Below are 13,065 nucleotides of genomic sequence, written 5' to 3'. Positions count from 1 at the left end.
CGCGCCTGCCCTTTTGCCGTCCGTGCGGCGCCCGCCGCCGGATTGGGATGAGTTAGAAAGCCGCCGCCAGGCGCAGATCGGGCCGCTCGGCCCAGCGCGCGCAGGCCTCGGCCAGGCGCTCGCTCTCGGCGATGGCGCGGCCCCAGTCGCGCATGCGGGCGGCGTGGTCCTGGCCGTAGAACTTGAAGTCGCGCCGGTCCGGCATTTTGCCGTTGGGCAGGGTGGCGAGGAAGCTCGGCGACGGCGACACCAGTATGACGTTGTCGAGCGCGGCGTCGCGGGCGCGGCGCCAGGGCAGCGACTTGTCCAGCCAACCGGGCACGATGTGGTCGGCGAAGTGGGGATACAGCACCAGGCCGGGGTCGCGTTGGTAGGGCAGGTGCAGGTGGTAGTCGATCAGGCCGCCGTCCCAGTAGGCGCCGGGCGGCGCGCCGGCGATGCCGACCACCGCCTCGAGCAGCAGCGGGATCGAGCCGGAGGCCAGCAGGGCGTCGCGCAGGTTGGCCTCGGACAGGCCGACGAAGTGGGCGGCGAAGGCGTCGAAATCCCGGCGCAGCCAGGCGGCGTCGTCGCGGCGGTCGTGGAACACCACGCGCTGCATCGACGCCGCCAGGCGCGAGCGCGCCAGCAGGTTGTTGGCGGCCGCCAGCAGGAAGCCGGCCGTCTCGCGCCAGCGCGCGCCGTTGGCGCGGGCCAGCGCGCCGGCGCCGCGCACCGTCAGCACGGACAGGTGGTGCTGGGGATGGTTGAGCGGCTCGGCGGCGCGGCCGTCGAACAGCTCGTCGAGCAGGGCGCGGCAGGTGCGGCTGACGTAGGCCGCGTCGACCTTGGCCGGGTAGCGCTGGGCGGTGTACAGGCGGGCCAGGCGGCGCTGCGCGGCGACCGGGTCGGCGCAGGCGGCGGCGGCCATGCGCCAGGCGCCGATCGAGGCGCCGACCAGGCGGCGTTGGCGCGGCGCGCGCTTGAGCCAGTCGCCGAACAGCCAGCAGTCGATGCCGTGCAGGATCAGGCCCTTGGGGCCGCCGGCGGCGGCCGGCACGATGGCCACGTCGGCCGCGCGCAGGCCCTCGGCGGCGATGCGGGCGCGGGCGCGGGCGCCGAGGCGGATGGTGATGGGGGAGTCCATTGATATGAGGAGATTGCGGTTTTGTTGGGCAGAGTATCGTTGATCGGGTCCCGCGTGAACAGCCCTCGTTCAACATCCTTCTTGGTTTCCATCGCTTGGCGACAAAATGGCACCAGTGTGCTAGCATGGCCTCGTCGAGTATCGCTAGCAACCGAAAGGCTTAAAACATGAGTGCGACGGAAGAAAGAGGCCGTATTACGGCCAGAGTTTCTAGCCCAATAGCAGAGAAACTCCAAGAGGCGGCAGACTTGACGGGGGCTACGCTGAATCAGTTCTTGGTTCAAGCTGCACTAAAAGAAGCGAATAGGGTGATCGAGCGAGAACACACGATCCGCTACACCCGTGAAGATGCTGCCATGTTAATAAATCTGCTTGACTCCCCGCCATCGCCCAACCCGGCGCTAGCGAAGGCCTTCGCACAGTATAAAACCAAGGTGGAAAATGGCACACTCATTGTCCGCTCTGGACGCAGCGCATGAAGTGAATCGCTTCACCTGTGGTAAGCCGGAGCTTGATCACTATCTGCAAACGATGGCAAGGCAACACCAAAGCAAGAATATATCCAAGACGTATGTATTAACGAACGACGAAGACCCCACGGCCATCATAGGTTTTTTCACAATGGCAATTCGCCCAATGACACCCAAGGGCGACATGCCGGCAAGTTTGGTCAAGCGTCTGCCAAACACGATTCCCGGCTTTACCTTGGGACGTCTGGCAGTTTCCGAAACGCACAAAGGAAACGGGCACGGAGCAACATTGTTGATGGCAGCGATGGCAAAAGCCAAGGCTGTCGCGGACGAAGTAGGGGGCTTTGCGTTGTTCGTTGACGCCAAGGACGGCGGAGCGTCGAGCTTCTACCAGAAATATGGCTTCACACCATTCCCATCCAATCCTTTGATTCTTGTGATACCGATCACGCACATCCCTGGATAATGTGAAATACTCACGGCGCTCGTTACGGGCGCCGTTTGCATTTCCAGGTGTCCAGTCCCGTTTGATCGTAGGTGCATTTAACGAATAGCTCCGGCTTGCGACCTTGCCATTCCTTGGGCGCCTGGAGTGTGCGGCCCCCTCCCGCAGGAAGGGACCGCCGGCCTTACTTCAGGCCGCCGCCGAGGGTGCGGTACAGGTCGATGGCGCCGGTGGTGCGCAGCAGGCGCGCCTGCACCAGCGACTGCTCGGCGCCGAACAGCTCGCGCTGGGCGTCGAGCACGTCGAGCGAGCTGGCCACGCCGTTGTCGAAGCGCAGTTGCAGCAGCGCCAGGCGGTCGGCCTGGGCCAGCCGCACGGCGCGCTGCGCCGCCACCTGCTCGCCCAGGTAGTCGCGCGCGGCCAGCGCGTCGGCCACCTCGCGGAAGGCGCTCTGGATGGTCTTCTCGTAGTCGGCCACGGCGAGGTTCTTGCGCACCTCGCTCAGCGTCAGGTTGGCGCGGTTGCGCCCGCCGTCGAAGATCGGCAGCAGCAGCTGCGGGGCGAACGACCAGCTGCCCGAGCCGGCGTCGAACAGGCCGCCCAGCGACGGGCTGCTGCTGCCCAAGGCGGCGGTCAGGCTGACGCGCGGGAAGAAGGCGGCGCGCGCCGCGCCGATGTTGGCGTTGGCCGCCTTCAGGCGCTGCTCGGCGGCGCGGATGTCGGGCCGCCGCGCCAGCAGGTCGGACGGCAGGCCGGCCGGCAGCGCGCTCATCGCGTCGATGGCGGCGTCGCCGGCCATGGCGCCGGATGCCGGGCCGGCCGGCGGCTGGCCGACCAGCAGGGTCAGCGCGTTCTCGGCCTGGGCGCGTTGCCGCGCCAGGGTCAGCGCGGCGACGCGGGCCGTTTCCATCAGCGTTTCGTTGGAGCGCAGGTCGAGGCGCGACGAGGCGCCCACCTCGGCGCGCTGCTGCGTCAAGCCGTAGGTGCGGCGGCGCGCCTCGTAGCTCTGCTGCGCCAGCGCGTACTGCTCGGCGTAGGCGCGCTCGGTGTAGTAGGCCTTGGCCACCTCGGCCACCAGGCTGATCTGCGCCGCCTGGCGCGCCTCGTCGCTGGCCAGGTACTGTGCCAGCGCGGCATCGTTCAGGCTCTTGACGCGGCCGAAGAAGTCCAGCTCGAAGGAGGAGATGGCCAGGCCGGCGTCGTAGCGCTTGCCGATGCTTTGCTGGCCGCCCTGGGCCAGGAAGGCCGGCGTTTTCGACTTGGTGTCGGCCAGGTTGGCGTTGACGCTGGGCAGGCGGTCGGCCGACTGCACGTTGTAGGCGGCGCGCGCCTCCTCGATGCGCAGCGCGGCGGTGCGCAGGTCGCGGTTGTGCTCGAGCGCGGCGGCGATCAACTGGAGCAGGCGCTCGTCGGCGAAGTAGTCGCGCCAGCCGGTGTCGACGGCGGCGGCGCCGTTGTTGGCGGCGCTGGCGCCGCTGCCGCTGCCATTGCCGGGGAAGGCGGCGGCCACCGGCGCCTCGGGGCGCTGGTAGGTCGGCGCCAGCGAGCAGGCCGATAGCAGGCCGACGGCCAGCATTGCGGCCAGCAGGGCGGCGCGCGGCGCGGCGCGGCCGCCGTGGGTTTGCGCCGGCGCCGGCGTGGGGGTCTCGAAGCCGGGTTTAGTCATGTTTTTTCTCCGCTGGCAGGTCCAGCTCATGTGCGGCCAGGCGGCGCTGGCGCTCGCTGCCCTTGAATATTTTACGGATCACGACGAAGAACACCGGCACCAGGAACACCGCCAGCACGGTGGCGGTGATCATGCCGCCCATCACGCCGGTGCCGATGGCGCGCTGGCTGGCCGAGCCGGCGCCGCTGGCCACCACCAGCGGCAGCACGCCGAGGATGAAGGCCAGCGAGGTCATGATGATCGGCCGGAAGCGCAGGTGCACCGCCTGCAGCGTCGCCTCGACCAGGCCCATGCCCTGGGCCTGCAGGTCCTTGGCGAACTCGATGATCAGGATCGCGTTCTTGGCCGACAGGCCGATGATGGCGATCAGGCCGACCTTGAAGTAGACGTCGTTGGGCAGGCCGCGGATGGTGGCGCCGAGCAGCGCGCCGAGCACGCCGAGCGGCACCACCAGCAGCACCGCCACCGGGATCGACTCGCTCTCGTACAGCGCGGCCAGCACCAGGAAGGCGGCCAGCAGCGACAGCGCGAACAGCGCCGGCGCCTGCGAGCCGGAGGTTTTTTCCTCCAGCGATTGGCCGGTCCATTCGATGCCGAAGCCGGGCGGCAGCTGGCCGGCCAGGCGTTCCAGCTCGGCCATGGCCTCGCCGGTGCTGCGGCCGGGCGCGGCGTCGCCGGTCAGCTTGATGGCCGGGTAGCCGTTGTAGCGCACCAGTTGCACCGGACCGGTGATCCAGCGCGAGCTGGCGAAGGACGAGAAGGGCACCATGGCGCCGCTGCTGCTGCGCACGTTCAGTTGCAGGATGTCGGCCGGCTGCAGGCGGCGCGGCGCGTCGGCCTGGACGATGACGCGCTGTTGCCGGCCGCTGCTGGCGAAGTCGTTGACGTAGCTCGAGCCGAGCGAGATCGAGAGCATGCTGTTGATGTCGGCGAAGGCGACGCCGAGCGCGTTGGCCTTGTCGCGGTCGATGTCGAGCTGCAGCTGCGGCGCGTCCTCCAGGCCCTCCGGGCGCAGGCCCTTGAGGATGGGCGACTTGCCGGCCATGCCGAGCAGCTGGTTGCGCGCCTCGACCAGGGCGGCGTGGCCCAGGCCGCTGCGGTCCTGCAGGCGGGCGGTGATGCCGGTGGCGTTGCCCAGCTCGCGGATCGGCGGCGGGCTGAGCGGGTAGACGATGGCGTCCGGGATGCCCGACAGGGCGCCGAAGGCGCGCTGGGCGATGGCCGTGGCCGAGTGCTCGGCGTCGCGCTCCTTCCAGTCCTTCAGCGGCACGAACACCAGGCCGGCGTTCTGGCCGTTGCCGGAGAAGCTGAAGCCGGCCACGGCGATGGTGCGGGCCACGCCGGGCTGCTGGCGGAAGTAGGCGTCGACCTTGCTCAGCACCTCGGCGGTGCGGCTGGTCGAGGCGCCGGCCGGCAGCTGCACGTTGGTCACCAGGTAGCCCTGGTCCTCGTTGGGCAGGAAGGACGAGGGCAGGCGGGCGTACAGCCAGGCGACGATGCCGAGGATGGCGGCGAAGATCAGCAGGTAGCGGCCGGTGCGGGTCAGCATCTTGGCGATCACGCCCTGGTAGCCGGTGGCGGTGGCGGCGAAGCGGCGGTTGAACCAGCCGAAGAAGCCGCGCTTCTCGTGGTGGTGGCCGGCCTCGACCGGCTTGAGGATGGTGGCGCACAGGGCCGGCGTCAGGGTCAGCGCCATCAGCGCCGAGAACACCATGGCCGACACCATCGCCAGCGAGAACTGGCGGTAGATGGCGCCGACGGCGCCGCCGAAGAAGGCCATCGGGATGAACACGGCGATCAGCACCAGGGTGATGCCGATGATCGCGCCGGTGATCTGCGACATCGCCTTGCGCGTCGCGTCGCGCGGCGACAGGCCTTCCTCGCTCATGATGCGCTCGACGTTCTCGACCACGACGATGGCGTCGTCGACCAGGATGCCGATCGCCAGCACCATGCCGAACATGGTCAGCACGTTGATCGAGAAGCCGAACAGCTGCATCGCGGCGAAGGTGCCCATCAGGGCGATCGGCACGACGATGGTCGGGATCAGCGTGTAGCGGAAGTTCTGCAGGAACAGGTACATCACCAGGAACACCAACAGCACCGCCTCGAACAGGGTCTTGACCACCTCCTCGATGGAGATCTTGACGAACAGCGAGGTGTCGTAGGGGATGGTGTATTTGACGCCGGGCGGGAAGTACTTGGCCAGCTCGTCCATCTTGCTGCGCACGGCGGTGGCCGTTTGCAGCGCGTTGCCGGTCAGCGACAGCTGCACGGCGATGGCCGAGAACGGCGCGCCGTTCAGGCGCGCGCTGATGCCGTAGCTGGCGCCGCCCATCTCGACGCGGGCGACGTCGGCCAGGCGCACCAGCGAGCCGTTGGGGTTGGAGCGCAGCACCACCTTGGCAAACTCGGCCGGCGAGGACAGCTGGCCGGTGACGACGATGGGCGCCGAGTAGGACTGCTGCGCCGGGCTGGGCAGGTCGCCCAGCGTGCCCGAGGTGACCTGGGTGTTCTGCGCCTTGATGGCGGCGGTGACGTCGGCCATGGTCATCTTCAGGCCGACCAGCTTGGCCGGGTCGATCCAGACGCGCATGGCGCGCTCGGTGCCGAACAACTGGGCCTGGCCGACGCCGGGCAGGCGCTTGATCTCGTTGACCACGTTGCGCGCCAGGTAGTCGCCCAGCGCGGTCGGGTCGAGCCGGCCGTCGGTGGAGGACAGGCCGACGAACATCAGGATGTTCGAGCGCGCCTTGTTGACCTGCACGCCCTGCTGGGTGACGGCGGCCGGCAGGCGCGACTCGACCCGCTTGATGCGGTTCTGCACGTCGACCGCCGCCAGGTCCGGGTTGGTGCCCGGCTGGAAGGTGACGGTGATGGTGACGGCGCCGTTCGCCTCGCTCTGCGATTCGACGTATTGCAGGCCGTCGGCACCGTTCATTTCCTGCTCGATCACGCTGGTGACGGCGTCGTCGAGCACCTGGGCGGTGGCGCCCGGATAGTTGGCCGTCACCACGATCGATGGCGGCGCGATGGTCGGGTACTGGGCCACCGGAAGAACCGTGAGCGCCAGCGCGCCGCCGAGCAGAATGAATAAGGCGATCACCCAGGCGAACACGGGGCGGTCGATGAAAAACTTGGCCATCTGGACTCCCTGGGGTTATTTGGACGCGGCGGCTGCCGCTGCCGAGGCGGCCGGCGGCGACGGGGCGGCCGGGGCGGAGGCTGGCGGGGCCGATGCCGATGCCGAAGCTGCGCCGGCGGCGGCGTGACCGGCCCACGGCACCGGCTTGACCAGCGCGCCCGGCTTGGCCTTCTGGAAGCCCTCGACGATGATGCGCTCGCCGCCCTGCAGGCCGGAAGTGACGATCCAGTTCTGGCCCTGCGCGGTGTCGGCCTTGACCGGGCGCGGCGCGACCTTGTTGTCGGCGCCGACCAGCATCACCGAGGCGCCGTCGGCGCCGCGCACCACGGCCTGCTGCGGCACCACGATGGCGGCCTCGCTGACGCCCTGGTCGAGGCGGGCGCGCACGTACATGCCGGGCAGCAGGGTGCGGTTCGGATTGGGGAACTCGGCGCGCAGCGAAACGGCGCCGGAGCTTTCGTCGACCGAGACGTCGGCGAACAGCAGCTTGCCGGCGTGCGGGTAGACCTGGCCGTCCTCGGTCACCAGGGTGACCTTGGCCTGGTCGGCGCCGGCGCTTTTCAGCTTGCCGCTGGCCAGTTGCTGGCGCAGGCGCAGCAGCTCGGTGGACGACTGGGTGACGTTGACGTAGATCGGATCGAGCTGCTGCACCACGGCCAGCGCGGTGGCCTCGCCCTGGCCGACCAGCGCGCCCTCGGTGACCAGGGCGCGGCCGATGCGCCCGGAGATCGGCGCGGTGACGGTGGCGTAGCCCAGGGTCAGGCCGGCGTTCTGCCGCGCCGCCTTGGCGGTGGCCAGGTCGGCGGCGCCCTGCTTCTGCGCGGTGACGGCGTCGTCGTACTCCTGCTGGCTGACCGCCTGGGCGGCCAGCAGCGGCTTGTAGCGCTTGACCTTCAACTCGGCCTGGGCCAGGTTGGCCTCGGCCTTGGCGACGGCCGCCTGGGCGCTGTCGTAGCTGGCCTGGAAGCTGGCCGGGTCGATGCGGAACAGCACCTCGCCGGCCTTGACCTCGCCGCCCTCCTTGAAGGCGCGCTGCAGCACGATGCCGGCGGTGCGCGCGCGCACCTGGGCGATGCGCGAGGCCTCGACGCGGCCGGGCAGTTCGGCGCTCAGGGTGACGGCGGCGGGGGCGACGGTGATGACGGCAACGGTGGCGGGAGGCGGCGGGCCGCCGGCGGCGCCGTTGGCGGCCTTGTCGCCGCAGGCGGCGAGCAGCGCGAGGGTCAGGGCGGCGGCGGCAACGGCCGTGTAACGAGGAACTGATCTCATGGAAGTCTCGTAAAAAGTAGTGTTGTTGAACGTGCTTGGTCCGCGACGGGGTGCGTGCGGGCTAAGGTTGCAACATTGTAGTACAGGCTTAAATGTAACGTTTTGTACGTCAATTGACCGCATTTCCGGCCGCGCAAACGGTTGCGGCGGCCGACCATGAAAAAAGCGGGAGGGCGGCGTTGCCGCCGCGCTCCCGCCCGTGTTGCGTGGCGCCGGCCGTCACGCGGCCGGCGCCCGGGACGCGTCAGCGCATCGCCGAGATGATCTGTTTCAGCTTGCCGGAGTCGGCGCAGAAGGCGCGGATGCCCTCGGACAGCTTCTCGGTGGCCATCTGGTCCTCGTTGAGCATGAAGCGGAAGGCCTTCTCGTCGAGCGACATCTTGACCATGCTGGCGGCGGGGGCGGCGTCGGCGCTGAGCTTGCGCCCGACCGGGGCGTCGCTGTCGGCCAGCTGTTGCAGCAGCTCGGGGCTGATGGTGAGCAGGTCGCAACCGGCCAGTTCGAGGATCTGGCCGGTGTTGCGGAAGCTGGCGCCCATCACCTCGGTCTTGTAGCCGAACTTGCGGTAGTAGTTGTAGATGCGCTTGACCGACTGCACGCCCGGGTCGTCGGCGCCGACGTAGTCGATGCCGGTGGATTTTTTGTACCAGTCGAAGATGCGGCCGACGAAGGGCGAGATCAGCTGGGCGCCCGCTTCGGCGCAGGCGATCGCCTGGCTCAGCGAGAACAGCAGCGTCATATTGCAGTGGATGCACTCCTTCTCCAGGATTTCGGCGGCGCGGATGCCCTCCCAGGTGGCGGGCATCTTGATGAGCACGCGCTCGCGGTCGAAGCCTGCCGTTTCGTACAGGTGGATCAGTTCGCGCGCCTTGGCCACCGAACCGTCGGTGTCGAAGGACAGGCGGGCGTCGATCTCGGTCGAGACGCGGCCGGAGACGATTTTCAGGATCTCGCCGCCGAAAGCGATCAGCAGGTGGTCGATGACGTCGCCGGTGGAGGCGTCGGGATTGTCGCGCACGGCCTTGGCCAGCAGCGGCTTGTACTCGTCCTTTTGCACCGCCTTCAGGATCAGCGAGGGATTGGTGGTGGCGTCGCGCGGCGTGTAGGCCTTGATCGACTGGAAGTCGCCGGTGTCGGCGACGACGGTGGTGAATTTCTTGAGCTGTTCGAGTTGGTTCATGTGCGGGGCCAAATGGGTGGGTGAGCTGACTTTTTCGATGTTGGTTTTATTATCTTAGCTGATTGTCCGGCAAACGGGGGCACAAACGCGCGGCTGCCGTGGCGGATAGGGGAATCGACCGGATTTGCGCAAATTTGCGCAAATCCGTATCAGTTGTTCGGCTAGGAGCGTGCTAGGAGCGTGCTAGGAGCGGGGGGAAGTTCCGGCCGCGCCCGGCGTCGCCCACCGGCGCGCTGCGGTGGCCGGCGCGGACGCGCATGGCATGTCGTGCGCCCGGCCTAGCCGATGAAGGAATCGAACTGCAGGTCGAACTCTTGCAGCGCCTTCTGGGCGTTCTGCATCTTCTTGCGGAACTCGGGGCCGCGTTGCAGCGCCAGGCCGACCGCCAGCACGTCGATCACCACCAGGTAGGCCAGCCGCGCCGAGATCGGCGTGTACGGGTCGGTGTTGAAGATCAGGTCGATGGGGATCAGCACGGTGGCCATGTCGGCCAGCGGCGTGCCCGACGGCGCCAGCACGATGACGTCGGCGCCGCCACGGCGCGCCAGCTTGACCGAGCGCACCAGCGCCGGGCTGTTGCCGCGCTGCGAGATGGCCACCACGGCGTCGCCGGCGCGCAGCAGGGCGGCGGCGATGCTGTGGATGGCCGGGTCGGCGTAGGCCACCGTCGGCACGCCGGAGCGGAAGAACTTGTGCTGGGCGTCGGCGGCGACGATGCCCGAGGTGCCCTGGCCGTAGAACTCGATCTTGTTGGCGCGCGACAGGATGTCGAGCGCCTGCTGCACCGCCTCGGCGTTGAGGTTGTTGCGCAGGTCGAGCAGGGTGTTGATCGAGCGGCTGCAGATCTTGTTGACCAGGTCGGCCGCCAGGTCGTCCTGCGCCGGCTGCTCGTTCAGGCCGGGCAGGGCCAGGGCCAGGCCCTGCGCCAGCTTGAGCTTGAACTCGTGCCAGCCGTCGTAGCCCAGGGTGCGGCAAAAGCGCACCACCGTCGGCTCGGACACCTGGGCGCTCTTGGCCAGCGCCGTGATGTTCTGGCTGACGATCAGGTCGGGATGCTCCAGCACCGCCTGCGCGACCTTCTTCTCCGACTTGGAGAGCGAGTCGAGCTGGGTGCGGATCGAGTCGAGTAGCATCAGTCCTCCGGCAGGGCTTCTTCGCGCCACTGCAGGCCGTCGCGGCCGATCAGCGCGCTGGCGGCGGCCGGGCCCCAGGTGCCGGCGGTGTACGGGATCGGCATGCTGTCGTCCTGCTCCCAGTTGGTCAGGATCGGTTCGACCCATTCCCACGCCGCCTCCAGCTCGTCGCCGCGCATGAACAGGGTCAGCTGGCCGCGCAGCACGTCGAGCAGCAGGCGCTCGTAGGCGTCCATGCGCGGCGATTTGAACGACTCGCGGAAGTCCAGTTCCAGCTCGGCCGGCTTGAGGCGCATGCCGTCGCCCGGCGTCTTGGCCATCAGGTTCATGCGCAGGCCCTCGTCGGGCTGCAGGCGGATCACCAGCGAGTTCGGCTGGAAGCTCGAGGTCGGCTGGTTGAAGATCGAATGGGGGATCTGCTTGAAGCGCACGACGATCTCGGCCAGGCTGTCGGCCATGCGTTTGCCGGTGCGCAGGTAGAACGGCACGCCGGCCCAGCGCCAGGTGTCGATCTCCGCCTTCATGGCGACGAAGGTCTCGGTGCGCGAGTGTTCCGGCGCGTCCGGCTCGTCGCGGTAGCTCGGCACGGCCTGGCCGTCGACGTGGCCGGCGCGGTACTGGCCGCGCACGATGTTCTGCGCCAGCGTGGTCGGGGTGAACTTCTTGAGCGAACGCAGCACCTGCAGCTTGGCGTCGCGCACGGCGTCCGGCGCGATCGAGGTGGGCGGTTCCATGGCGACGATACACAGCAGTTGCAGCAGGTGGTTCTGCAGCATGTCGCGCAGCGCGCCGGAGGTGTCGTAGTAGCCCATGCGGTTGCCGACGCCGAGCTTTTCGGCGATGGTGATCTGCACGTCGGAGATCCACTCGCGGCGCCACAGCGGCTCGAACAGGATGTTACCGAAGCGCAGGGCCAGCAGGTTCTGCACGGTCTCCTTGCCCAGGTAGTGGTCGATACGGTAGATCTGCGACTCGGCGAACACCTTGCCCACCTCGGCGTTGATCTGCTTGGCCGAGGCCAGGTCGCGGCCCAGCGGTTTTTCCAGCACCACGCGCGAGTTCGGCGTGACCAGCTCGTTGGCGGCCAGGTTGTCGCAGATCTGCGCGAACAGGTGCGGCGGCGTGGCCAGGTAGTAGACGCGGGTCAGCGCCGGGTCGCCGCGCAGCGCCTCGACCAGCGGCGCGTAGCTGCCGGCGTCGGTGGCGTTGAGCGAAACGTAGACGATGCGGGCGGTGAACTTGGCCCAGGCGGCCGGCGTGACGGCCGGCGCCTTGATGTGCGGTCGAGAGGTGGCCTCGACGGTTTTTAGGAAGTCTTCCTGGCAGCAGTCCTGGCGGCCCACGCAGATGATGCGGGAGGTCGGTGGCAGGTCGTTGGCGACGTCGCGCGCGTACATCGCGGGCAGTAGTTTGCGCATCGCCAGATCGCCGCTGCCGCCAAACAGAACCAGGTCAAAATCGGTAAGAGCCATAATATGAAATCGCAGTAAGTGGGTGCCGGAGGAGTGCTACTAGGGGTGGTGTAAATTTACTACATGAATACGGGTAAGGCAAGAAAATTTACTACAAAATGGTGCGGGGCGTTGCTTGATTGAGCGGTGCTGCTGGCGACACCCAACCCCGCAAAGCCGGGGTCAGACCCCGTTCGGCGCCAAGGCGGGGAGTCTGACCCCGGGTTGGCTTCGGGGTGCTGCGGGCGTCACCGGCGCGCCGGCTTCAGGCCACGATTCATTCAATGTAGGCCGGTTCGGCGCGGCCCGCAACATCAACTTGCACCGACAGCACGCGGCCGCTGAGCGGGTACTGCGCCAGCTCCTCGGCCGAGCGCTTGTAGCTGGCGCTGGTGATATACAGGGTGCGCAGGTCGGCGCCGCCGAAGGCCAGCATGGTCGGGCAGCGCACGGGCAGGGCGATCTCGTCGAGGATCTCGCCCTCGGGCGACAGCTTGAGCACGCGGCCGCCCTCGAACATGGCGCACCAGTAGTTGCCCTCGCTGTCGACGGCGGCGCCGTCGGGACGGCCGCCGTAGTTGTTCGCCTTGTCGGTGGAGAACTGCTTGACCAACTGCTGGTCCGCCACGGTGCCGCCGGCCAGGTCGAAGGCGTAGCGGGTGACGCGGTGCGCGGTGGTGTCGGCGTGGTAGAGCGTGCGCTGGTCAGGGCTGAAACCGAGGCCGTTGGAGACCGTCATGCCGCCCGACCAGACCTTGCGGATCTGGCCCCGTTCCAGCACGAACATCTCGGCGCCCTGGCGGTCGCGCGGCTCGAAGATGGTGCCGACCCAGAAGCGGCCGGCGGCGTCGGCGCGGCCGTCGTTGAAGCGGGTGGTGGCGGTGTCGTAGGGCGCGGCGGCGATGTCGCTCAGTGCGCCGGTCTCGGTGTTCAGGTGGACCAAGCCGCGGCGCAGCGCCACCACCAGGCCGCCCTGTTCGCTGCGCGCCAGCGCCGACGGCTCGCTGGACATCTTCCATTCGCGCCGCTCGCCGCTGGCCGGGTCCAGCCGGTGCACGGCGAAGCCTTCGATGTCGACCCAGTACAGGGCCTGTTCGTCGGGGTGCCACAGCGGGCATTCGCCGACCTGCATGGCCTTGTCGCTGACGGTCTCGATGGTGTGCTTGCTCATGTTGCGCCT

General features: G+C 68.4%; 10 protein-coding genes. 2 read left to right on the top strand and 8 right to left on the bottom strand.

What is annotated here, in order from left to right; all coding sequences use genetic code 11:
• Window positions 1–52: 52 nt before the first annotated feature.
• Entirely contained in the window at window positions 53–1,126 is a 1,074-nt protein-coding gene (locus BM252_RS04805; RefSeq protein WP_093384409.1) for a patatin-like phospholipase family protein, read from the bottom strand.
• A gap of 167 nt (window positions 1,127–1,293) precedes the next feature.
• On the opposite strand from BM252_RS04805, the gene BM252_RS04800 reads away from it, so the two are divergent.
• Together BM252_RS04800 and BM252_RS04795 are read left to right on the top strand one after the other, a co-directional pair.
• Window positions 1,294–1,605, top strand: a complete 312-nt coding sequence (locus BM252_RS04800; protein ID WP_093384406.1) for a type II toxin-antitoxin system TacA family antitoxin — start codon at window positions 1,294–1,296, stop codon at window positions 1,603–1,605.
• Window positions 1,580–2,062 carry a GNAT family N-acetyltransferase gene (locus BM252_RS04795; protein WP_174900422.1) on the top strand — a complete coding sequence of 161 codons (483 nt, stop codon included), beginning with the start codon at window positions 1,580–1,582 and terminating at the stop codon, window positions 2,060–2,062. The genes BM252_RS04800 and BM252_RS04795 overlap by 26 nt, the downstream gene beginning before the upstream one ends.
• A gap of 163 nt (window positions 2,063–2,225) precedes the next feature.
• On the opposite strand, the gene BM252_RS04790 is transcribed toward BM252_RS04795, so the two are convergent.
• The 7 genes from BM252_RS04790 to BM252_RS04760 form a co-directional block, all read right to left on the bottom strand.
• Complete coding sequence (locus BM252_RS04790; RefSeq protein ID WP_093385130.1) at window positions 2,226–3,617, bottom strand: efflux transporter outer membrane subunit; 1,392 nt, start codon at window positions 3,615–3,617, stop codon at window positions 2,226–2,228.
• Window positions 3,618–3,699: 82 nt separating this feature from the next.
• Window positions 3,700–6,852 (bottom strand): efflux RND transporter permease subunit, encoded by a 3,153-nt coding sequence (locus BM252_RS04785; RefSeq protein WP_093384401.1) that lies wholly within the window; start codon window positions 6,850–6,852, stop codon window positions 3,700–3,702.
• Between the two features lie 15 nt (window positions 6,853–6,867).
• Window positions 6,868–8,121, bottom strand: a complete 1,254-nt coding sequence (locus BM252_RS04780; RefSeq protein ID WP_093384398.1) for an efflux RND transporter periplasmic adaptor subunit — start codon at window positions 8,119–8,121, stop codon at window positions 6,868–6,870.
• A gap of 244 nt (window positions 8,122–8,365) precedes the next feature.
• Window positions 8,366–9,301 carry a transaldolase gene (gene tal / locus BM252_RS04775; protein WP_093384396.1) on the bottom strand — a complete coding sequence of 312 codons (936 nt, stop codon included), beginning with the start codon at window positions 9,299–9,301 and terminating at the stop codon, window positions 8,366–8,368.
• 278 nt (window positions 9,302–9,579) lie between these two features.
• Complete coding sequence (locus BM252_RS04770; RefSeq protein ID WP_093384393.1) at window positions 9,580–10,434, bottom strand: SIS domain-containing protein; 855 nt, start codon at window positions 10,432–10,434, stop codon at window positions 9,580–9,582.
• The gene (gene zwf, locus BM252_RS04765; RefSeq protein ID WP_093384390.1) at window positions 10,434–11,906 is read right to left on the bottom strand and encodes a glucose-6-phosphate dehydrogenase; all 1,473 of its coding nucleotides are present in this window, start codon (window positions 11,904–11,906) and stop codon (window positions 10,434–10,436) included. The genes BM252_RS04770 and zwf overlap by 1 nt, the downstream gene beginning before the upstream one ends.
• A gap of 256 nt (window positions 11,907–12,162) precedes the next feature.
• The gene (locus BM252_RS04760) at window positions 12,163–13,056 is read right to left on the bottom strand and encodes an SMP-30/gluconolactonase/LRE family protein (protein WP_093384388.1); all 894 of its coding nucleotides are present in this window, start codon (window positions 13,054–13,056) and stop codon (window positions 12,163–12,165) included.
• Window positions 13,057–13,065 lie beyond the last annotated feature (9 nt).

Origin of the sequence: Rugamonas rubra, assembly GCF_900114705.1 — a bacterium.
Taxonomy (GTDB): Bacteria; Pseudomonadota; Gammaproteobacteria; order Burkholderiales; family Burkholderiaceae_D; genus Rugamonas; species Rugamonas rubra.
The sequence above is the reverse complement of the archived record's forward strand: the minus strand, read 5'-3'. Positions and strand labels throughout refer to the sequence as shown.